Source organism: Pseudomonas guariconensis (genome assembly GCF_040822035.1).
Lineage (GTDB): Bacteria > Pseudomonadota > Gammaproteobacteria > Pseudomonadales > Pseudomonadaceae > Aquipseudomonas > Aquipseudomonas guariconensis.
On record NZ_CP162012.1, the window covers coordinates 1,761,392 to 1,783,696 of the forward strand.

8 protein-coding genes are annotated in these 22,305 nt (G+C 65.9%); 5 read left to right on the forward strand and 3 right to left on the reverse strand.

Features of this window, described 5'->3' with window-relative positions; translation table 11 throughout:
- Window positions 1-314 precede the first annotated feature (314 nt).
- Window positions 315-13,268, forward strand: a complete 12,954-nt coding sequence (locus tag AB1N67_RS08020; protein WP_367863657.1) for a non-ribosomal peptide synthetase — start codon at window positions 315-317, stop codon at window positions 13,266-13,268.
- Window positions 13,269-13,394: 126 nt separating this feature from the next.
- Here AB1N67_RS08020 and dsbG read toward each other — a convergent pair whose 3' ends face one another.
- Genes dsbG through dsbD form a run of 3 tightly spaced genes read right to left on the reverse strand, consistent with a single transcriptional unit; the run spans window position 13,395 to window position 16,700 of the window.
- Window positions 13,395-14,153: a thiol:disulfide interchange protein DsbG gene (gene dsbG, locus AB1N67_RS08025; protein ID WP_197853279.1), complete on the reverse strand. Its 759-nt coding sequence runs from the start codon at window positions 14,151-14,153 to the stop codon at window positions 13,395-13,397.
- A gap of 1 nt (window position 14,154) precedes the next feature.
- Window positions 14,155-14,991: a TlpA disulfide reductase family protein gene (locus AB1N67_RS08030; protein WP_043212321.1), complete on the reverse strand. Its 837-nt coding sequence runs from the start codon at window positions 14,989-14,991 to the stop codon at window positions 14,155-14,157.
- Window positions 14,991-16,700 carry a protein-disulfide reductase DsbD gene (gene dsbD, locus AB1N67_RS08035; RefSeq protein WP_182818338.1) on the reverse strand — a complete coding sequence of 570 codons (1,710 nt, stop codon included), beginning with the start codon at window positions 16,698-16,700 and terminating at the stop codon, window positions 14,991-14,993. The genes AB1N67_RS08030 and dsbD overlap by 1 nt, the downstream gene beginning before the upstream one ends.
- Window positions 16,701-16,906: 206 nt before the next feature.
- Here dsbD and AB1N67_RS08040 point away from each other — a divergent pair, with 206 nt between their 5' ends.
- From AB1N67_RS08040 to AB1N67_RS08055, 4 genes are all read left to right on the forward strand, one after another.
- Window positions 16,907-17,590: a response regulator transcription factor gene (locus tag AB1N67_RS08040; protein WP_253131452.1), complete on the forward strand. Its 684-nt coding sequence runs from the start codon at window positions 16,907-16,909 to the stop codon at window positions 17,588-17,590.
- Window positions 17,587-18,909, forward strand: a complete 1,323-nt coding sequence (locus AB1N67_RS08045; protein ID WP_090345942.1) for an ATP-binding protein — start codon at window positions 17,587-17,589, stop codon at window positions 18,907-18,909. Before AB1N67_RS08040 ends, AB1N67_RS08045 begins: the two co-directional genes overlap by 4 nt.
- Window positions 18,910-19,133: 224 nt before the next feature.
- Window positions 19,134-20,534: an aspartate aminotransferase family protein gene (locus AB1N67_RS08050; RefSeq protein ID WP_102081754.1), complete on the forward strand. Its 1,401-nt coding sequence runs from the start codon at window positions 19,134-19,136 to the stop codon at window positions 20,532-20,534.
- Between the two features lie 112 nt (window positions 20,535-20,646).
- On the forward strand, window positions 20,647-22,269 hold the full coding sequence (locus AB1N67_RS08055; RefSeq protein ID WP_102081755.1) for a twin-arginine translocation signal domain-containing protein: 1,623 nt from the start codon (window positions 20,647-20,649) through the stop codon (window positions 22,267-22,269).
- Window positions 22,270-22,305 lie beyond the last annotated feature (36 nt).

Sequence of the window (22,305 nt, forward strand, 5' to 3'; positions counted from 1 at the left end):
GAAATCACCTGGACGCTGAAGGGAAGGGGAAGGCGTCTGTGTAGGACGCTTCCTACGACGAGCGACAAATTATTCACAATGATAATGATTGTCAAATGCGAAAAGTAATTAGTAGCGTGACGGTTGCGTTCTAAGCCTCGACCGTTGAAATCGGCCCCTTTCGCCTCTCGTCTGCTTTGTCTGCCGCCGCCAAGCGGTTTAATTATTTGCCCCGCCCATCCGTTCCCCTGTGTACATCCGGCTGTCGAACGCTTTGCGCCTGTCTCGCGGCGCAGCGTCGGCACGACTTATCCAGACACTGGCAGGAACTCCCCATGATGGACGCCTTCGAACTCCCGCTCTCGTTGGTCCACGCCCTGGCGCAGCGCGCCACGCGGACCCCCGACCGGATCGCCTTGCGCTTTCTAGCCGATGATCCAAGCGAGCAGGCCGTGCTCAGCTATCAGGAGCTGGATCTGCGAGCGAGGGCCATTGCCGCGGCGCTGCAGGCGCGTACCGATTTTGGCGACCGGGCGGTACTGCTGTTTCCCAGTGGCCCGGACTACGTGGCGGCGTTCTTCGGTTGCCTGTACGCCGGGGTCATTGCCGTGCCGGCGTATCCGCCGGAATCTTCGCGGCGCCATCACCAGGAGCGTCTGCTATCGATCATCGACGATGCCCAGCCGCGCCTGCTGCTCACCGTCGACGCCTTGCGCGACAGCTTGCAGGGCCTCGATGCCCTGGCGCAGCAGGGCGCCCCTGGCCTGCTGGCCGTGGACTGTCTGGACCCGGCGCTGGCGGCCGACTGGCGCGAGCCGGTGCTGACCGGTGAGCACATTGCCTTCTTGCAATACACCTCCGGCTCGACTGCCTTGCCCAAGGGCGTGCAGGTCAGCCATGGCAACCTGGTGGCCAACGAGCAACTGATCCGTCAGGGCTTTGGCATCGACCTGAACCCGGACGACGTGATCGTCAGCTGGTTGCCGCTGTACCACGACATGGGCCTGATCGGCGGGCTCTTGCAACCGATCTTCAGCGGCGTGCCCTGCGTGCTGATGTCGCCGGGCTATTTCCTTGCCCGGCCACAGCGCTGGCTGCAGGCGATCAGCGACTACGGCGGCACCATCAGCGGTGGTCCGGATTTCGCCTACCGCCTGTGTAGCGAGCGGGTCAGCGAGGCGGCCCTGGCTGGCCTGGATCTGAGCCGTTGGCGGGTGGCGTATTCAGGGTCCGAGCCGATTCGCCAGGACAGCCTGCAGACCTTCGCGGACAAGTTCAGTGCATGTGGATTCGAGGCGAGCAGCTTCTTTGCCAGCTACGGCCTGGCCGAGGCGACGCTGTTCGTCAGCGGTAGCCGCCGGGGCCAGGGCATCGCTGCCATGGCCCTGGACGCCGAGGCGTTCGCCGCCAATCGCGCCGAACCTGGCCAGGGCAGTGTACTGATGAGCTGTGGCTATCCGCAGCCCGGCCACGCCGTGCGCATCGTCGACCCGCAGCGCCTGGCGGTGTTGGGCGATAACCGCATCGGCGAAGTGTGGGCTGCAGGGCCGAGCATCGCGCAGGGCTATTGGCGCAACCCAGAGGCCACCGCACGCACCTTTGTCGAGCAGGACGGCCAGACCTGGCTGCGCACCGGGGACCTGGGCTTCATGCGTGATGGCGAGGTGTTCGTCACCGGGCGCCTGAAAGACATGCTCATCGTTCGGGGCCAGAACCTCTACCCACAGGACCTTGAAAAGACCCTTGAACGCGAGGTCGAAGGGCTGCGTAAAGGCCGTGTCGCGGTATTCGCCGTGGACGACCAGGGGGAAGAGGGTATCGGCGTGGCGGTGGAGATCAGCCGCAACGTGCAGAAGGTCATCAAACCTCAGGACCTGATCCGTACTGTGCGCCAGGTCATTGCCGATGCCTGCCGCCAGGCACCTGCGGTGGTACTGCTGCTCAACCCCGGCGCCTTGCCCAAGACCTCCAGTGGCAAGCTCCAGCGCTCGGCCTGCCGCCTGCGCATGGCCGATGGCAGCCTGGACTGCTATGCACGTTTTCCGACTGTCGAAGCGCCTGTGGCTGCGCAGGCGATAGGTGGTGAGCTGCAGGAGCGCATCGCGGCCATCTGGCGCGAAGTGCTCAAGGTCGAAACGGTGGCACCGGACGATCATTTCCTGCTGCTGGGCGGCAACTCCATCGCCGCCACCCAGGCGACCGCTCGCCTGGCGGACGCACTGGGTGTTGGCCTGAGCCTGAGCACGCTGTTCGAGTCGCCGACCCTGGCCGATTACAGCACTGCGGTGGCAGCGAGCCTGGCCGAAGGTGGCACCGCGTCCGCGGCCATCGATGCTCTGGGGCGTGGCAAGGCTCTGCCGCAATCGCTGGCGCAGAACCGTCTGTGGCTACTGTGGCAGCTGGCGCCGGAGTCGGCGGCCTATAACATCCCTGCCGGTTTGCACCTGCGGGGTGAGTTGGACGAGTCGGCGCTGCAGGCGAGCTTCCAGGCGCTGGTGGCACGTCACGAGTCCTTGCGTACGCATTTTTGCGAGGTCGACGGCCAGGCCATGCAGCAGGTCTTGCCCGAGGCGACCTTCGAGCTGCACCGCACGGATCTGCAAGGGGCGGACGCCGAGCAGGTCCTGGCCTGTCGCGAGGCCGAGGCGCGGCAGCCGTTCGACCTCACCCAAGGACCGCTGCTGCGCGTCACGCTGGCGCGCCTGGGCGATGAGGACCACCAGCTCTGGGTAACCCTGCACCACATCGTTGCCGATGGCTGGTCGTTGAACATCCTGCTCGACGAATTCGCCAAGCTGTACGCCGCCCATTGCCAAGGCCTTCAGGCCAACCTGGCGCCCCTGCCGCTGGGCTACGCCGACTATGGTCATTGGCAGCGCCAATGGTTGGCCGGCGGCGAAGGTGAGCGGCAGTTGAACCACTGGAAGGCGCAACTGGGCGATGAATTGCCGGTGCTCGACCTGTGCACCGACCATCCGCGCGCCACTGAGCGCACCCATCGCGCCGCGCGTCTGAGCGTGAAGGTGCCCGCCACGCTGGCCACTGCCCTGGACACGTTGGCCCGCGAGCAGCAGGCTAGCCTGTTCATGGTCCTGCTGGCCGCCTGGCAAGGCCTGTTGCACCGGTACACCGGTCAGGGCGATATCCGCGTCGGTGTGCCCAACGCCAACCGCCCGCGCCTGGAAACCCAGGGCATGGTGGGCTTTTTCATCAACACCCAAGTGCTGCGCGCCGAACTCCATGGCCGCCTGCCGTTCAATCAGTTACTGGCCCAGGTGCGCCAGGCCACACTGCTGGCCCAGGCCAACCAGGACTTGCCGTTCGAGCAATTGCTCGAGGCGCTGCCAGATGCCCGCGAGCAGGGGCTGTTCCAGGTGATGTTCAATCATCAGCAGCGTGATCTTTCGGCGCTGCGCCGCCTGCCTGGTCTGCTCGCCGAAGAATTGCCCTGGCATAGCCGCGAGGCCAAGTTCGACCTGCAATTGCACAGCGAGCAGGATCACCAGGGGCGTTTGAGTCTAGCGTTCGACTATGCCGCCGAGCTGTTCGAGGCCGATACCATCGAACGTCTGGCCAGGCACCTGCTGACCCTGCTCGAGCAAGTCTGCGCCTGCCCGCAGCGCGTGCTGGGCGAGGTGCGCTTGCTCGACGACGCAGGCCATGCGCAACTGCTGGCATGGGGGCAGGCGCCTGCGCCGAGCGCCCAGCGCCTGGTGGTCGAGCAACTGACCGACCAGGGCCAACGCACACCGGAGCGTACGGCGCTGGTGTGGGAAGGTGGCAGTCTCGACTACGCCAGCCTGCACCAGCAGGCCAATCGCCTGGCCCACTACCTGCGTGACAAGGGCGTCGGCCCGGACACCCGCGTGGCCATCGCCCTGGAACGCTCGCCACAGTTGATGATCGGTCTGTTAGCCATCCTCAAGGCCGGTGGCGCCTATGTGCCGCTGGATGTCGATTACCCGACCGAGCGCCTGGCTTACATGCTCAGCGACTGTGGCGCCGCACTGCTGCTCAGCCACAGCGCCACGCTCGAACGCCTGCCGCAGGTCCAGGGCGTCAGTGCCATCGCTTTGGATCAGCTGCATTTGGACAGCTGGCCGAGCCATGCCCCAGGCCTGCACCTGGACGGCGACAACCTGGCCTATGTGATCTACACCTCAGGCTCCACCGGCCAGCCCAAGGGCGTGGGCAACACCCATGCCGCGTTGGCTGAGCGCTTGCAATGGATGCAGGGCACCTACGCGCTGGACGACAGCGACGTGCTGATGCAGAAGGCACCGATCAGCTTCGACGTATCGGTGTGGGAGTGCTTCTGGCCGTTGATCCAGGGGTGCACGCTGGTACTGGCCGGCCCTGGCGAGCACCGCGACCCGCGGCGTATCGCCGAGCTGGTGCAGGCCCATGGCGTGACCACGCTGCATTTCGTCCCGCCGTTGCTGCAGGTGTTTGTCCAGGAGCCGCTGGCGGCGAGCTGTACCAGCCTGCGCCGGGTGTTCTCCGGCGGCGAGGCGCTGTCGGCGCACCTGCGTGACCGCGTGCTGCAAGTCTTGCCGCAGGTGCAGTTGCACAACCGCTATGGCCCGACCGAGACCGCCATCAACGTCACCCACTGGCATTGCCAGACGCAGGATGGCGAACGCTCGCCGATCGGCCGGCCGCTGGGCAACGTGCTGTGCCGAGTGCTGGATGACGAGCTGGAACTGACCGCGCCGGGCGTACCGGGCGAGTTGTGCCTGGGCGGCGCGGGACTGGCCCGTGGTTACCTGGGCCGTCCTGGGCTGACCGCCGAACGCTTCGTGCCCCAGCCCGATGGCAACGGCGAGCGGCTGTACCGCAGTGGCGACCGTGCCCGCTGGCTGTTGCCGCTGCAAGCCTTGGAATACCTCGGCCGCCTCGATCAACAGGTCAAGGTGCGAGGATTTCGTGTCGAGCCCCAGGAGGTCCAGGCCTGCCTGTTGGCCGAGCCGGGCGTCGACCAGGCCTTGGTGCTGGTCCACCCCGATGCCGTCGGTGCGCAGCTGGTCGGCTACTACAGCGGTGTCGAACAGTCCGAGGCGCTGCTCGCAGCCTTGGGCGAGCGCCTGCCGACCTACATGGTGCCGGCGCAACTGATTCACCTGGCACAGATGCCCCTGGGGCCGAGCGGCAAGGTTGATCGCAAGGCACTGCCGGCACCGGTCTGGCAGCAACGCGGTCATGTCGAGCCGCAAAGCGCTGTGCAGAAACAGGTGGCGGCGATCTGGCGTGAGGTGCTGAATCTGCCGCGGGTCGGTCTTCTGGATGACTTCTTCGCCCTCGGTGGCCACTCGCTGCTCGCCACCCAGATCGTCTCGCGTACCCGCCAGGCGCTCGACGTCGAGCTGCCGCTCAAGGCCTTGTTCGAGGCCAGCGAACTGGGCGCCTTCTGCGCCGAGATCGAGCGCATTCAGGCCGCCGGCGAGCACAACCGGCAAGGCGTCATCGAGCGGGTCGATCGGCGCCAGGCAGTGCCGCTGTCGTATTCGCAGCAGCGCATGTGGGTGCTGTGGCAGATGGCGCCGGAGAGCCCGGCCTACAACGTCGGCGGTATGGCGCGCCTGGGCGGCGTGTTGCATGTGGATGCCTTCGAGCGGGCCTTGCAGGCCCTGGTCGTGCGCCATGAGACCCTGCGCACGACCTTCCCTGAGATCGACGGCGTGCCATATCAGTGCGTGGCCGAAGACAGCCCGCTGCGTGTGCAGTGGCATGATTTTTCCGCGCTCCAGGGCGAAGATCGCCAGCAGCGCTTGCAGCTACTGGCCGATGAGCAGGCGCACCTGCCGTTCGACCTGGCGCGCGGCCCGTTGCTGCGCGCCTGCCTGGTCAAGACCGGTGAGCGCGAACACTACTTCGTGCTGACCCTGCACCACATTGTCACCGAAGGCTGGGCCATGGACATCTTCGCCCGTGAGCTGGGCGAGCTGTACGAGGCCTTCGTCGATGAGCGCGAGTCGCCCCTGGCGCCGCTGCCGGTGCAGTACCTCGATTACAGCGTCTGGCAGCGCCAGTGGCTCGAAAGCGGAGAAGCAGCCCGCCAACTGGCCTACTGGAAAGCCCGCCTGGGTCACGAGCATCCGGTGCTGGCGCTGCCTTCGGACCGTCCGCGTCCGGCCGTACAGAGCCATCGTGGCGAGCTGTACCGCTTCGACCTCGACCCCGCGCTGGTCGAACGTGTGCATGCCTTCAACAGCCAGCATGGCTTGACCTTGTTCATGACCATGACCGCCACCCTGGCCGCCTTGCTGCACCGCCATAGCGGTCAGCGCGACCTGCGCATCGGCGCGCCGATGGCCAACCGTGTCCGCCCGGAAAGCGAAGGGCTGATTGGCGCCTTCCTCAACACCCAGGTGCTGCGTTGCGAGCTCGATGGGCAAATGACCGGCAGCCAATTGCTCGAACAGGTCCGTCGCACCGTGATCGATGGCCAGTCGCACCAGGACCTGCCATTCGACCAGCTGGTGGAGGCCTTGCAGCCCCCGCGCAGTAGCGCCTACAACCCGTTGTTCCAGGTGATGTGCAATGTCCAGCGCTGGGCCTTCCAGCAAAGCCGCGAACTGGCGGGCATGAGCGTGGATTACCTGGTCAACGACGCCAGTGCGACCAAATTCGACCTTTACCTGGAGGTGACTGACCTGGACGGTCGCCTGGGCTGCTGCCTGACCTACAGCCGTGACCTGTTCGACGAGCCGCGCATTGCCCGCATGGCTGAGCACTGGCAGCAATTGTTGGTCGGCCTGATCGATGCCCCGGGCTCGCGCCTGTGCGAGCTGCCGATGCTCAGCAACGCTGAGCAGCACGCGCTGGTCGGCCAGTTGCAGGGTGAGCAAGGCCTCGAGCTCGACCAGACCCTGCATGGCCTGTTCGCCTTGCAGGCTTCGCGCAGCCCTCAGGCCCGGGCGCTGACCTTCGCCGGCCAGCACCTGACCTACGCTGAACTGGACCAGCAGGCCAACCGCCTGGCCCGCGCCCTGCGTGAACGTGGCGTCGGGCCGCAGGTGCGGGTGGGCCTTGCCCTGGAGCGTTCGCTGGAAATGGTCGTGGGCTTGCTTGCCATCCTCAAGGCCGGCGGTGCCTATGTGCCGCTGGACCCGGAGTATCCCCTCGACCGCTTGCGCTACATGATCGAGGACAGCCGACTCGGCCTGCTGCTCGGGCAGCGTGCTCTGTTCGATGCCATAGGGGGGCTGCCTGAAGGCGTGGCCCAATGGTGCCTGGAAGACGATGCCGCGTCGCTTGCGCATTACAGCGATGCGCCACTGGACAACCTCAACCTGCCGCAGCATCAGGCCTACCTGATCTACACCTCAGGCTCCACCGGCCAACCAAAGGGTGTGGTGGTCAGCCATGGCGAAATCGCCATGCATTGCCAGGCGGTGATCGCGGCCTTCGGCATGCGCAGCGACGACTGCGAGTTGCACTTCTATTCGATCAACTTCGACGCCGCCACTGAGCGCCTGCTGGCGCCGCTGTTGTGCGGCGCTCGGGTGGTGCTGCGTGGCCAGGGCCAGTGGGGTGCCGAAGAGATCTGCCAGCTGGTGCGCGCGCAGCAGGTGAGCATCCTGGGCTTTACCCCCAGTTACGGTAGCCAGTTGGCCCAGTACCTGCTCGGGCAGCACGAGCAGTTGCCGGTGCGCCTGGTGATCACCGGGGGCGAAGCATTGACCGGGGAGCATCTGCAGCGAATCCGCCAGGCATTCCTGCCACAGCAGTTCTTCAACGCCTACGGGCCGACTGAAACCGTGGTCATGCCGCTGGCCTGCCTTGCGCCGCAGCAGTTGCCGGCGGATGCGGGCAGCGTGCCGATCGGCCGGGTGATCGGGGCGCGCACGGCTTACGTTCTGGATGATGACCTGGCGTTACTGCCTCAGGGCGGCATCGGTGAGCTGTACATTGGGGGCGCCGGTCTTGCCCAGGGGTATCACGATCGTCCGGGGCTGTCGGCTGAGCGCTTCATCGCCGACCCGTTCAGTCAGGAGGGCGGTCGTCTGTACCGCACAGGGGATTTGGTACGCCTGCGCGCCGATGGTCTGGTCGAGTATGTGGGGCGTGCCGATCAGCAGGTGAAAATCCGTGGTTTCCGTATCGAACTGGGCGAGATCGAAAGCCAGCTGCAGGCCCATGCCGCTGTCGATGAAGCCGTGGTCGTCGCCCTGGACCTGCCGGGGGGCAAGCAATTGGTGGGCTATCTGGTCTGCCCACAGGCCAGTGCTGACGCCGACACCCAGGCGGCCCTGCGCGAGGCGGTCAAGGCCCATGCCCGGCAGCACCTGCCGGATTACATGGTGCCTGCGCACCTGGTGCTGCTGAGCAGCCTGCCGCTGATGGGCAACGGCAAGCTCGATCGCCGCGCCTTGCCGGCGCCGGACATCGAGCAGGCACGCCAGCACTATCAGGCGCCGGCCAACGAACTGGAGCAGCAACTGGCGCAGGTCTGGCAAGAGGTGCTCAACGTTGCCCGCATCGGTGTGCAGGACAACTTCTTCGAATTGGGGGGCGACTCGATTTTGTCGATTCAGGTGGTCAGTCGCGCCCGCCAGCTGGGCTTGCAGTTCACCCCGCGCGATCTGTTCCAACACCAGACTGTCCAGGCGCTCGCCGCCGTGGTCAGCCGTAGCGAGGCGCAAAGCGGCATCGAGCAGGGCGCTCGGCAGGGCAGCAGCGCCCTGACGCCAATCCAGCGATGGTTCTTCGACAGCGAGATCGTTCACCCTCAACACTGGAATCAGGCCGTGCTGCTGGAGGTCCGTCAGCCGTTGCAGACTCAGGCGCTGGAGCATGCCCTGGCGGCGCTGGTGGCGCATCACGACAGCCTGCGCCTGCGCTTTACCCAGGCCAACGGGCATTGGCAGGCCGAGTACGTCCAATCGCCGGGTCAGCAATTACTGTGGGTCGCCACCGTGGCGGATTTCGAGAATTGCCAGGCGCTGTACACCGATGTACAGCGCAGCCTGGACCTTGCCGAAGGCCCATTGCTGCGTGCGCTGCTGGTGACCGACGGGCAGGGCGCCCAGCGCTTGCTGCTGGCGATCCATCACCTGGTGGTGGACGGTGTGTCCTGGCGCGTGTTGCTCGAGGACCTGCAGGCGCTCTACCGCGGCCAGCCACTGGCGGCCAAGACCCACGCCATGGCTGACTGGGCCGCGCGCCTGGTCAGCTATGCCGGCAGCGACTCGCTGCGTGACGAGCTTGGCTGGTGGCAGGATCAGCTCGGTACTGCCCATCGCGAACTGCCCTGCGATCATCCCCAGGGCGGCAACCTGCACCGCCATGCCCGTACCTTGGCCATCGGCCTGGACGAGGAGCAGACCCGCCAGTTGCTGCAACAGGCACCTGCGGCCTACCGGACCCAGGTCAATGACTTGCTGCTCACCGCCCTGGCGCGCACCCTGTGCCGCTGGAGCGGTGACAGCCAGGTACTGGTGCAACTGGAAGGCCATGGTCGTGACGGCCTGTTCGAGGACATGGACCTGACCCGCAGCGTCGGCTGGTTCACCAATGCCTATCCGCTGTGCCTGACGCCGCAACTGGGCGACACCGAACAGGACGTCGCCGCGGCCATCAAAGGCATCAAGGAACAACTGCGCCAGGTGCCGCACAAGGGGCTGGGATATGGTGTGCTGCGCTACCTGGCCGACACCACCGGGCGCGAAGCCATGGCCGCCTTGCCCCAGGCGCGCATCACCTTCAATTACCTGGGTCAATTCGACCAGCAGTTCGACAGTGCCGAGCTGTTCCAGCCGCTGGATGCGCCGGCAGGCCTGGCCCATGACCTGGATGCGCCGCTGCCCAATTGGCTCAGCGTCGATGGCCAGGTGTATGGCGGTGCCCTGCAACTGCGTTGGACCTTCAGCACCGAGCGCTATGACGAGGCGACCATCGCCGCGTTGGCCGAGGCCTATCGCCAGGAGCTGCTGGCCCTGGTCGGCCATTGCCTGGCCGACGGCACCGGCAGTTTCACGCCTTCGGATTTCCCGCTGGCTCGCCTGACCCAGGCGCAGATCGACGCCTTGCCGGTTCCGGCAGCGCAGATCGAGGATGTCTACCCGCTCACGCCCATGCAGGAAGGCCTGCTGCTGCACACCTTGCTGGAACCGGGCACAGGCATCTATTACATGCAAGACCGCTACCGCATCCACAGCGCCCTGGATCACGAGCGCTTCGCCCAGGCCTGGCAGGCCGTGGTGGCGCGCCACGAGGCCCTGCGAGCATCGTTCAGCTGGAACGCCGGCGAAGCGATGCTGCAGATCATCCACAAACCAGGCAAGACGCCGCTGGACTACCAAGACTGGCGCGGTCTTGACGACGCGGCCCAGGAGGCGCGCCTGCAAGCGCTGCACAAGCAGGAGCGCGAAGCCGGCTTCGACCTGCTGCGCGAGGCTCCTTTCCACCTGCGGCTGGTACGGGTTGCTGACGACCGCTACTGGTTCATGATGAGCAACCACCACATCCTCATCGATGCCTGGTGCCGTTCGTTGCTGATGAACGATTTCTTCGCGCTCTACCAGGCCCTGGGCGAGGGGCGCGCCGCTCAGTTGCCGGTGCCGCCGCGCTACCGCGACTACATCGGCTGGCTGCAACGCCAGGACCTGGGTGAGGCGCGCCAGTGGTGGCAGCGCAACCTGGCAGGCTTCGAGCGCGCCACGGCCATCCCTAGCGACCGGCCGCTGCGCCATGACCATGCGGGCAACGGCATGATCGTCGGCGACTGCTACACCCGCCTGGACGTGCGCGACGGCGTGCGACTGCGCGAGCTGGCCCAGGCCCATCAGTTGACCATCAACACCTTCGCCCAGGCGGCCTGGGCGCTGGTGCTGGCCCGCTACAGCGGCGAGCGCGACGTGGTCTTCGGCGTCACCGTGGCCGGCCGCCCGGTCAGCCTGCCGCAGATGCAGCGCACTGTCGGCCTGTTCATCAACAGTATTGCCCTGCGTGTGCGACTGCCCGAGCCGGGCCAGCGTCAGCGCGTGGGGCAATGGTTGCAAAGCCTGCTTGAGCGCAATATGGAACTGCGCGAGTACGAGTACCTGCCGCTGGTAGCGATCCAGGAGTGCAGCGAACTGCCCAAGGGCCAGCCACTGTTCGACAGCCTGTTCGTGTTCGAGAACGCCCCGGTGGAAACCGCCGTGCTGGACCATGCCCAGCAATTGAACGCCAGCTCCGATTCGGGCCGTACCCACACCAACTTCCCGCTCACGGCGGTGTGCTACCCGGGCGACGACTTGGGCCTGCACCTGTCGTTCGACCAGCGTTACTTCGACTTCGCCACCGTCGAGCGCTTGTTGGCCGAGTTCAAGCGCCTGCTGCTGGCGCTTGTAGACGGCTTTGACGGTGATGTGGCCGAACTGCCGTTGCTTGGCGAAGCCGAGCAACGCTTCCTGCTGGAAGACTGCAACCGCACCGAACACGCCTATGCGCTGGAGCAGAGCTATGTCGAGCTGTTCGAGGCGCGGGTCGCCGCGCACCCTGAGCGCACGGTCGCTCGCTGCCTGGACGCGTCCTGCGATTACGCCGGGCTGAACCTTGTGGCCAACCGCCTGGGCCATGCCTTGATCGCCGCGGGCGTGGCCGTCGATCAGCCGGTGGCGCTGCTCGCCGAGCGTGGTCTTCCGCTGCTGGGCATGGTCGTCGGTTGCTTCAAGGCCGGCGGTGGTTATCTGCCGCTGGACCCGGGCCTGCCGCCTGCGCGCCTGCAGCGCATCGTCGAACTCAGCCGTACGCCGGTGCTGGTGTGCACGGCGGCGTGCGCCGAGCAGGCGCGTCAGTTGCTCGATGAGATCTCCGGGGTCGCCAGGCCGACGTTGCTGGTATGGGAGCAGGTGCAAGCCAGTGCCATGGCCAGTCACAACCCAGGCATCTACAGCGCGCCCAACAACCTGGCCTACGTGATCTATACCTCCGGCTCCACCGGCCTGCCCAAGGGGGTGATGGTCGAGCAACGCGGCATGCTCAACAACCAGTTGAGCAAGGTGCCGTACCTGGAGTTGGACGAGCACGACGTGATCGCCCAGACCGCGTCCCAGAGCTTCGATATTTCGGTGTGGCAGTTCCTCGCAGCGCCCTTGTTCGGCGCCCGGGTGCAGATCGTGCCGAACGCCATCGCCCACGACCCACAAGGCCTGCTGGCGCACGTGCAGGCCACTGGCATCACGGTGCTCGAGAGTGTGCCTTCGCTGATCCAGGGCATGCTCGCCAGCGAGCAGCGGGCACTCGAGGGCCTGCGCTGGATGCTGCCAACCGGTGAGGCCATGCCTCCGGAGCTGGCCGCCCAATGGTTGCAACGCTATCCGCACATCGGGCTGGTCAACGCCTATGGCCCGGCGGAGTGCTCGGACGATGTGGCGTTCTTCCGGGTCGATGCTGCATCTACCCGCGGCAGCTACCTGCCGATTGGCACGCCGACCGATAACAACCGACTGTACTTGCTCGACGAGACCGAGGCGCTGGTGCCCTTGGGAGCGGTGGGCGAGTTGTGTGTGGCCGGTACCGGCGTGGGGCGTGGCTATGTGGGGGACCCGCTGCGCACGGCGCTGGCTTTCATCCCTCACCCCTACGGTGCCCCAGGCGAGCGTCTGTACCGCACGGGCGACTTGGCACGGCGCCGGGTCGATGGTGTGCTCGAGTACGTGGGCCGGATCGACCACCAGGTGAAGATCCGCGGCTACCGCATCGAGCTGGGTGAGATCGAAGCCCGTCTGCATGAGCAGGTCGAGATTCGCGATGCGGCGGTGGGCGTACAGGAAGGCATCAACGGCAAGCACTTGGTCGGCTATCTGGTGGCGCATCAGGGCGTGGCGGCCGATGCCGTGCTGTTGGAGCAGCTCAAGTCGCGTCTGCGCGCCGAGTTGCCGGAATACATGGTGCCGCTGCACTGGGCCTGGCTGGCGAACCTGCCCCACAACGCCAACGGCAAGCTCGACCGCAAGGCCCTGCCTGCGATCGACATCGGCGCGCAGCACAGCCAGGACTACCTGGCGCCCCGCGACGAGCTGGAGCACAAGCTAGCGGGGATCTGGGCCGATGTGCTCAAGGTCGAGCGCGTGGGGGTGCACGACAACTTCTTCGAGTTGGGCGGGCATTCATTGTTGGCAACCCAGATCGCCTCGCGTGTGCAACAACAGTTGCAACTGAATGTGCCGCTGCGGGCGATGTTCGAGTGCAACACGGTGGAGGCATTGGCCGAATACGTGCGAGCGCTGGAGGGCAGCGCGCTGGATGAGGGCAAGGTCGACCGGCTCAGTGACCTGATGGCGGAGTTGGAGGCGCTTTGAGGTGTAGGGGCCGCGTTGCGCCCCTTCGCGGGAAGCCCGCTCTGGCAGACACTGCGGTGTTCTCACAACCACGGTGCCTGCGGGGGCGGTTTTACCCGCGCATCAGGGGGCTGGGCAGGCTACTGTTCAGCGCTTGCCCAGAATCTGCCCGAGCATCTCGGGCCGCGGCGCGCCTTGCTGGCTCTGTAACTGGCCTTTGTCATTCTGGTAGAAGATCGCCGGGGTCGCTGCCAAGCCCATCTCTTCCATCAAGGCCATGTTGGCCTCCAGCTTTTGACGCACCGCCTCGGGGATGGTCTCCAGCGGCTTGAGGGTGCTCGCCTTGCCGGCTTTCTCATGCTGTTGCAGCGCTTTGGCCGGGTCCTTGGCAGCCAACAGCGCCGCTGACTTGCCCGGGCTGTCCTCGCGGATGATGCCGACCATGATGTGGCGCAGTTGCACCTTGCCCGATTCCACCCAAGGCCGCGCCTGCTCCCAGAACATGTTGCAGTACGGGCAGTTGGGATCGCTGAACAGGTACACCTTGCGCGGTGCGTCGTCCCTGCCGTCGGCGATCCAGGCGGATTTTTCCATCTTCGCCCAGATCGCTTTGCTCATCGGGGCATACACGAGTTTTTCCAGCGGCTCGGCGCTGAGGTCCTTGCCTTGTTCGTCGAACAGGCTGCCCACCAGCACGTGCTTGCCATCGGGGGTGAGGTACAGGGCGATGCCGTTGTTCTGGTAGGCAGCGGCATAGCCTTTGAGGCCATTGGGCGCATCGAAGGTGCCTTTGATTTCGGCGCCCTTGGCTTGCAGTTGCTCGATGGCCTTGGGCAACTCTTCAGCCTGCAATGCGGGGGCCGTGAAAGCCATGAGGGCAAGGGGCAGGAGGGCATTCAATCGCATGTCAATTTCCTTGTGCGGCGGAGGCGGGCAGGTTGGCCTGCTCGAAAGGTTCCAGGGCGCGGTGCAGACTGGCCCGGGACAACTCGCCCAGGTGACTGCCGATCAAGCGCCCTTCGGCGGTGTAGAACAAGGTGGTGGGCAGGGCCATGGAGCCCACCTGCTGGGCCAGCTGACCGCTACCGTCGAACAGCACGTGGGTCAGGCTCAAGCCGGTGGTGGCCAGGAAGGTGCTGACGTTCTCCGGCGTCTCGCCTTGGTTCACGAACAGGAACGTCACGTGCGGGTACTCGTCCTGGGCCTGTTGCAGCACAGGCATTTCCCGACGGCACGGTGGGCACCAGGTGGCCCAGAGGTTGATCACCAGCGGCTTGCCTCGGTAATCGTGCAGTGCCACCGATTGGCCGCCGGCATTGCGCAGGCTCAATGTCGGCAACTCGGTGCCTTTGCTGTAGAGATGGCTGCCTAGGCTGGCAAGGATCCAGAACACCGCACCGCTCAGCAGCGCCCAGCCCAGTGGCCGACGCAGGCCCGGATGTCGCCGGCCCTGCCACAGCGCGCCGATGACGATGCCGATCAGGCCGGCCCACAGCAGGAAACCGCCGTCGCGAATGTCGATCGCCTGCAGCGGATCGTCGCGGAACATCGGCCAGTACGCCAGGACGAAACCTGCGCGGGCACACAGCAGCCCCAGCAGGAACAGGTTGAACAGCGCCGACTCGGGGCTTTCACCGCCGCGCCGGGCCACCCACCAGCCCACGACACTGGCCACGGCCAGGGCCGCGAGCAGTAGCAGGTGGTTGAGGGCCATGGTCAGTGGCCCCAGGGTCACAGTCAGCATCAGCCTTGGCTCCTGGTCTGTGCCCAGTGTTGCTTGAAGGCTGCGGCATCCACTTCACCGGTGATGCGCCGGGCTCGGCGCTCGTCGCCTTCCGGACCGATCCAGATCAGGCTGGGCGGGCCTGGCACCTGGTAGCGTTGCAGCAACTCGCGGCTGGCGGGCGTGTCGGCGGTGACGTCCAGGCGCACCAGGTGCACGCTGGCGAGGTCGGCAAGCACATCGGGCCGGGCGAATACCTGTTTCTCCATCACCTTGCACGACACGCACCAGTCGGCATAGTAGTCCAGCATGACCCACTGGCCACGCGCCTTGGCAGCGTCCAGTTCGCGTTGCAGATCCTGGGGCTGGCTGACAGTGACGAAGGCGTCCTCGGCCTTGGCCGCGCTTTGCACGCCGCTGCCGGCAAAGGGCTGCAAGGGTTGCCACAGATCGTCGCCGCCAGCGGCCGCGCCGACCAGCAACAGCCCGCCCCAGAGCGCACCCAGCAAGGGGATCGCGCGCAGGGCCGGCAAACGGTGCAGGGCCGGCCAGGCGGCCCAGGCCAGGGCGATCAACCAGGCGCCACCCAGGGCCAGCAGCAACGGGGCCGGCAGCAGGCTGCGCAAGGTGTACAGGGCCATGGCCAGGAAGACGAAACCGAACAGCCCCTTGACCAGGTTCATCCAGGCGCCGGGGCGGGGCAGGTAGCGGTTACCGAGGGTGACCAGCAACAGCAGAGGGACGCCCATGCCCAGCCCGAGGCTGAACAGCACCAACGCCCCTTGCAGCACGTCGCCGCTCTGGGCGATGTACAGCAATGCGCCGGCCAGCGGTGCGGTCATGCAGGGCCCCATGAGCAGACCGGAGAGCGCGCCGAGCAGGGCTGCGCCATACACATTGCCACCACGGGTGCCTTGGCCGGCCCGGTCCAGGCGATCGCGCAGGGCGGCAGGCAGTTGCAGTTCGAAGGCGCCGAACATCGGCAGGGCGAGCATCACGAACAACGCTGCCAGGCTGCCCAGCAACCAGGGTTGTTGCAGCCAGGCCTGCAGGCTGGCGCCGAGCAGGGCGGCCACCACGCCGAGGCCGGCATAGACCAGCGCCATGCTCAGTACATAGACCCCCGCCAGCAGCCAGCCACGGCGGGCGCTGGCGCCATTGCCCAGGACCAGCCCGGCGAGGATCGGCAGCATCGGCAGCGAACAGGGCGTGAAGGCCAGCAGCAGGCCAAGGCCGAAGAACGCCAGCAGGCTCCACGCCAGGCTGGCCTGTTGCAGGTCGCTGGCCAGGGCCTGGTCAGTGGCTTGATCCGAAGCCGGCACCGCCTGGCCACCCAGGTCGATGGCGGTGGTTTGAGGCGGGTAGCACAAGCCTGCATCGGCGCAGCCTTGCCAGCCCAGGCGCAATTGGCCCTGGGCAGTGGCGGGTATCAGCAATTGGAGTTGGTGGCGGTAGACCGCGCTGTCACCGAAGAACTCATCATGGTGGTTTTCGGCGGGAGGGAGCTGTGGCTGTTGTTCAGGCGCGAGGCCGTCGAACTTCAGACGCTTTTGGTAGAGGTAATAGCCGTCCTTGATCTGGAAGTTCAGGCGCATCTGGCCGTCGGCCTGGCGGTCATGGGTCAGGACGAAAGCCTGGTTGACCGGCAGGAAGTCGGGCTTGGTCTCGAACGGGTTGGCCTGCAGCGGGCCGGCCAGCAGAAATGTCAGGAAGAGCAGGAGAACGCGCATGTCTTCGCCTTGGCAGTACTGTGAATCTGGCCATGCTGGCCTTGGCTGATTAACCCAAAGTTAACCGGTGTCGTTTTGCTGCCATCCTGCAAGTGCCGCCCGAGGTTCGATTGGCAATGGGCGGGTACAGCCGTCTCGTTAATCATTCATAATCGGTTCTTAATCCGCCAAGCGTGCAATACAAGCTTCCCCATCGGAGACCCCTCATGCACGTACTGCTTTGCGAGGACGACGACCTGATCGCCAGCGGCATCTGCGCCGGCCTCGCCGCCCAAGGCTTGACCGTGGACAGGGTGGCCACCGCTTCGGCCGCGCAGGCCTTGCTTCAGGCTGCGCAGTTCGATGTGATGATCCTCGATCTGGGCCTGCCCGACGAAGATGGCCTCAAACTGCTGCGCCGCCTGCGCCAACAAGGCGTGGCCCTGCCCGTGCTGGTGCTCACCGCCCGCGATGCGGTCACCGACCGGGTCGATGGCCTGCAGGCCGGGGCCGACGACTACCTGCTCAAACCCTTCGACCTGCGCGAACTGGCGGCCCGTCTGCACACTCTGTTGCGGCGCGTAGCGGGTCGTGCGGTGAATGTCATCGAGCATGGCCCCCTACGTTACGACCCCAGCAGTTGCGAGGCCACCCTGGCCGGCCGGGCGGTGGACCTGTCCCGCCGCGAGCAGGCGCTGCTGCAGGCCTTGCTGCAAAATCCCGGACGGGTGCTCTCCAGCGAGCAGCTCAAGGACTGCGTCTATGGCTTCAGCGACGAGGTCGAAAGCAATGCCTTGAACGTCCATATCCATCACCTGCGCCGCAAGCTCGGCAACAGCATCGTCGAGACCGTGCGCGGCCTGGGTTATCGCCTAGGCCCGGCGCAGGCTCCGCAGGAGCCAGCACCATGAGCCTGCGCGCGCGCCTGACGCTGATCCTTGGCAGCGCCTTCGTGATCATCTGGGCATTGGCCGCCGCCTGGATGCTGCGCGACCTGCGCCAACAGATGATGTTTTCCCTCGACCAACGGCTGGTCGCATCGGCGCGTATGGTCGCCGGGCTGATCGAACAACTGCCGCAGCCGCTGGCGGCCAAGGGCGAGGATGCGCATTTCTCCGCCGACCAGCTCAGCGTGCCGGATGGCATGGCCTGCCAGGTCAGCTCCCTGCGCGGCGAGATCCTGGCCAGCAACCACAAGCACGACGGTGCCATGGACGATCAGCGCAGTGGCTTCCGTGACCAGACCATCGACGGTGCGCTGTGGCGCACTTTCACCTACAACCATGGCGATGTGCGCATCACCACCGCCGACCGTCACCAGGAACGCGAGGCGCTCAATCGCTCGATCTTGCTGGCAGCCTCAGCGCCGGTATTGATGGCCCTGCTTGGCAGCCTAGGGTTGTTGTGGATCGGCGTCGGCAAAGGGCTGGAGCCGCTCAACCGCATGCGCGATGCGCTGCGCAGACGCCGCGCCGACAGCGTCGAGCCGCTGCAGGTGGCGGGCATGCCCAGTGAGCTGCAGCCATTGCTCGAGACCCAGAATCAACTGTTCTTGCGCATCGCCCAGACCATCGAGCGCGAACGGCGCCTGACCGACGATGCCGCCCATGAGCTGCGTAGCCCGCTGACGGCGATCAAGACCCACCTGCAGGTCGCGCGCATGACTGACGGCGCGGTCCGCGAGCAGGCCCTTGAGCATGCCGAGCAAGGCACTGACCGCATGCACCGGACTCTCGAACAACTGCTGATGCTGGCCCGGGTTGAGGGCAGCCTGTCGTTCGACGACGGCGTGCAGTGCAGCGCCGAGCAGGTGGCACGCCAGGCGGTGCAAGACGCCGGCGGCGGCGACAACCGCCGCATCGTGGTACGCCTGCCGGAGGAGGCCAGCCGGATCTACCTGGGCATGCCCGCGCCGCTGGCGGTGGCGGCGTTGCGCAACCTGCTGGACAACGCGCTGCGCCACGGCGGCGAAAACGCGGTGGAACTGGAGGTGCAGATGGCCGACGGGCAGGTGGGTTTCATGGTTCGGGACCACGGGCCGGGGATCGCCGAAGAGGACATCGAGCACCTGACCGAACGCTTCTGGCGTCATGACCAGAGCGGTGGCTGCGGGTTGGGGCTGGCGATTGTCCAGGCCATCGTGCAGCGCTGCGCCGGCAGCCTGCGCTTCGAAAGCCACAACGATGGGCTGCGGGTGTGGCTGCAGGTGCCGGCGCGCCAGGAGGCTTGATCCTCGATGTGGCGCAAACCTCATGACGGTTAAACCCGTTCCCATTCGGCCCACCTGGGCTCTGCGGGAGCGGGTTTACCCACGAAGAGTGCGCCTGCGGAAAAACCTGCCTGACAGCTAAATCCTTGCCTCGCTGAAGCGTTTTCCAAGCGATAACCACCCGACACCCATCCGCTTACCGGGGCGTGGCGGGGCTCATTCGCTTGTTCGCGAGGATTTTTCCGATGTCGATCGCTTCCAGCCTTGCCCAGGTCCTGCCGAGCAGCGCGCCACAGACGCTGTACGAGTTCGAGGATTCCCCCCTGCTGTTGCGCCAGCAGCAACAGGAGTCCAACGCCCGCAGTTACCCGCGGCGTATTCCCTTGGCACTCAAGCGTGCCCGTGGCATCCATGTCGAGGACGTCGAAGGCCGTCAGTTCATCGATTGTCTGGCAGGTGCCGGCACCCTGGCCCTGGGCCACAACCACCCGGTGGTGATCGAGGCCATCCAGCGCGTGCTGGCCGAAGAGCTGCCCCTGCACACCCTGGACTTGACCACGCCGGTCAAGGACCGCTTCGTCCAGGACCTGTTCGGCATCCTGCCCGAAGCCTTGCGCCGGGAGGCAAAGGTCCAGTTCTGTGGACCGACCGGCACCGATGCGGTAGAGGCGGCGCTGAAACTGGTACGCACCGCCACGGGACGCAGCACGGTGCTGGCCTTTCAGGGGGCCTACCATGGCATGTCCCAGGGGGCGTTGAGCCTGATGGGCAGCCTGGGGCCGAAACAGCCGCTGGGTGCGCTGCTGGCCAATGGCGTGCAGTTCCTGCCGTATCCCTATGACTATCGATGCCCCTTCGGCCTGGGTGGCGAGGCGGGCGTGCGTGCCAACCTGCATTACCTGGAGAACCTGCTGTGCGATCCGGAAGCCGGTGTCGCGTTGCCGGCGGCGGTGATCGTCGAAGTGGTGCAGGGCGAAGGCGGAGTGATCCCTGCGGATATCCAGTGGTTGCGTGGCCTGCGCCGTATCACCGAGCAGGCCGGCGTCGCGTTGATCGTCGACGAGATTCAAAGTGGCTTTGCCCGCACCGGGCGCATGTTCGCCTTCGAGCACGCCGGCATCGTGCCGGACGTGGTCACCCTGTCCAAGGCCATCGGCGGCAGCCTGCCCCTGGCGGTGGTGGTCTATCGCGACTGGCTGGACACCTGGAAGCCTGGAGCCCATGCCGGTACCTTCCGCGGTAACCAAATGGCCATGGCGGCAGGTTCCGCGGTGATGGGCTACTTGGTCGAGCATCGCCTGGCCGAGCACGCCGAGGCCATGGGCCAACGCTTGCGTGGCCACTTGCTGCGTGTGCAGCAGGATTATCCGCAGCTTGGAGATGTTCGGGGGCGTGGGCTGATGCTTGGGGTCGAACTGGTGAACCCGGATGGCGCCGTCGATGCGCTGGGCCGGGCTCCGGCCAACGGCACCCTGGCACCGAAAATTCAGCGCGAATGCCTCAGGCGCGGCTTGATCCTGGAGCTCGGCGGGCGCCACGGTGCGGTGGTGCGCTTCCTGCCACCGCTGATCATCAGTGCCGAACAAATCGACGACGTGGCCGACCGCTTTGCTCAGGCCGTGCAGGCAGCGGTGTCCGCCGGTTGAACGAACGGAACCTGCCAAGGCTCGGGGCTTCTGCCAGCAGTAAATTTCCCGATCCAGGTTACGTCCTAGCTTGGACAGAACCCGCAGTGTGGCTGGAACGGATAGAGGCGCAATGGGCATTTCCCGACGAGGATTCATCGCAGGCCTGGCAGTGGCGGGGGCAACCGGTACGGCTGCCTATCACGCACACAAGGCGCTGACCCACGATCCTGAGGACGACATCGTCACGCCAGGGGAGGCCAGCGTCGAGTTGGCCGACTACGCAGGACAAGTACTGGCCGATCACCTGCGTGGCATCTGGGACCTGCGCTTCGAAGGCACAGAAGCGGGCCTTGAAGGGTTGCCCGTGGTCGGTGTCGAGCTGTTTCTCGACGTTGCCACCAAGGGGCGCGGCTTGCGCGGCTTTGTCGATACCGGTGAGCGCTTGCGTAGTGACGGGGTGGCCCGCTATCGAGTGTTGGGCGATCTGGTCGAGGCATCGTCTGCGCAGGTGCGTTGGCGCTTGCTGAACCAGCAGGGAGGGGCCAGCTACGAATGCATTGCCAGTCTCGACGAGGTCTGGGGCGATTTCGCCAATGCTGGCACCGGTACCCTGAGCGGACGTCTGCAGCGGTTGGACCGACCGCTCATGCTGCCGGTGGCCGACAGCCGCTTCGTCGCGGTCAAGCGGCGCTTCCCCGAAGCCCGCGAGCGCATCGGCTATACGCCACAGATGCACGCCTGGGTGCTCAGTGCCGAGCATCGGTTGTTCCACCAGCTTTGGCATGCCACCCGGGACAAATGGCACGACCTGTCCGAACAGCAGCGCGGCGCCCTGCGTGGCCTGGGCTGGCAGCCAGGCCCACGGGAGCGTGAGCGCGATGCCCGCGGCCCGCGCAAGCACCGCAATGGCTCGGGGATCGATTTTCTGTTCATGCACAGGCATATGCTGCAGACCGCTCGTCAGCTGCAGGACTTACCATCCTGGACGCACTTCCCATTGCCTGCGCCAAATGTCGAGCTCGACCGGGCAGGCTTTGCCCGCTATCACGAGAATCACGATGGTTGCTGTGTGCCACCGAGCTGGCAGGCGCCGGATGATGAGCCCTATGGGCAGTGGGTGTCGGCGATCAAGGCCAGCGAGACGTTTTGCAGTAACTTCCAGGTCTGGGAGTCGCAATACCAGGACCCTCGGTACCTCGCGAAGCTGAGCCTGGGCGCGCTGGGATCGGAGATGGAGATGACCCTGCATGACTGGCTGCACATGTGCTGGGCTTCGGTGCCGCGTGATCCGCTCAATGGTGCGCCGGTGCCTTTCGCCCGCGATCCGGCTGACTTCGCCCTGCGTTGGTTCGGGCCGGAGAACGACTTTCTCGGTGACCCGTTCTCTTCCCATGTGAACCCTGTGTTCTGGGGCTTCCATGGTTGGATCGACGACCGGATCGAGGACTGGTACCGCGCCCAGGAGCGCTACCACCCAGGCCAGGTGCGGCGTATGCAGGTCAACGGTGTGGACTGGTTCGCGCCAGGGCGCTGGGTAGAGGTCGATGACCCCTGGCTGGGGCCGGACACCCATGGTTGCAGCACGGTTCCTGGCACGCGTCCCGGCAAGTCGGTGGAGATGGATGTCGAGATCATGAAACTGGCGCTGCGCATCACCTTTGGCGAGGATGATGCGATCGGCGACCTGGTGCGGCGGGTGCCTCGCCGGCCCTGGTATGCGCGGCATCTTTCGCTGAAGAACATCGTGTCCTGATCGATGTCCAGGGGCCGCATTGCGGCCCCGATGCCC

What these genes read in the sequence shown, in the direction of transcription:
- AB1N67_RS08020 (WP_367863657.1), top strand. Translation starts at nt 315, where the DNA reads ATGATGGACGCCTTCGAACTCCCGCTCTCGTTGGTCCACGCCCTGGCG.
- dsbG (WP_197853279.1), bottom strand. Translation starts at nt 14,153, where the DNA reads ATGCGATTGAATGCCCTCCTGCCCCTTGCCCTCATGGCTTTCACGGCC.
- AB1N67_RS08030 (WP_043212321.1), bottom strand. Translation starts at nt 14,991, where the DNA reads ATGCTGACTGTGACCCTGGGGCCACTGACCATGGCCCTCAACCACCTG.
- dsbD (WP_182818338.1), bottom strand. Translation starts at nt 16,700, where the DNA reads ATGCGCGTTCTCCTGCTCTTCCTGACATTTCTGCTGGCCGGCCCGCTG.
- AB1N67_RS08040 (WP_253131452.1), top strand. Translation starts at nt 16,907, where the DNA reads ATGCACGTACTGCTTTGCGAGGACGACGACCTGATCGCCAGCGGCATC.
- AB1N67_RS08045 (WP_090345942.1), top strand. Translation starts at nt 17,587, where the DNA reads ATGAGCCTGCGCGCGCGCCTGACGCTGATCCTTGGCAGCGCCTTCGTG.
- AB1N67_RS08050 (WP_102081754.1), top strand. Translation starts at nt 19,134, where the DNA reads ATGTCGATCGCTTCCAGCCTTGCCCAGGTCCTGCCGAGCAGCGCGCCA.
- AB1N67_RS08055 (WP_102081755.1), top strand. Translation starts at nt 20,647, where the DNA reads ATGGGCATTTCCCGACGAGGATTCATCGCAGGCCTGGCAGTGGCGGGG.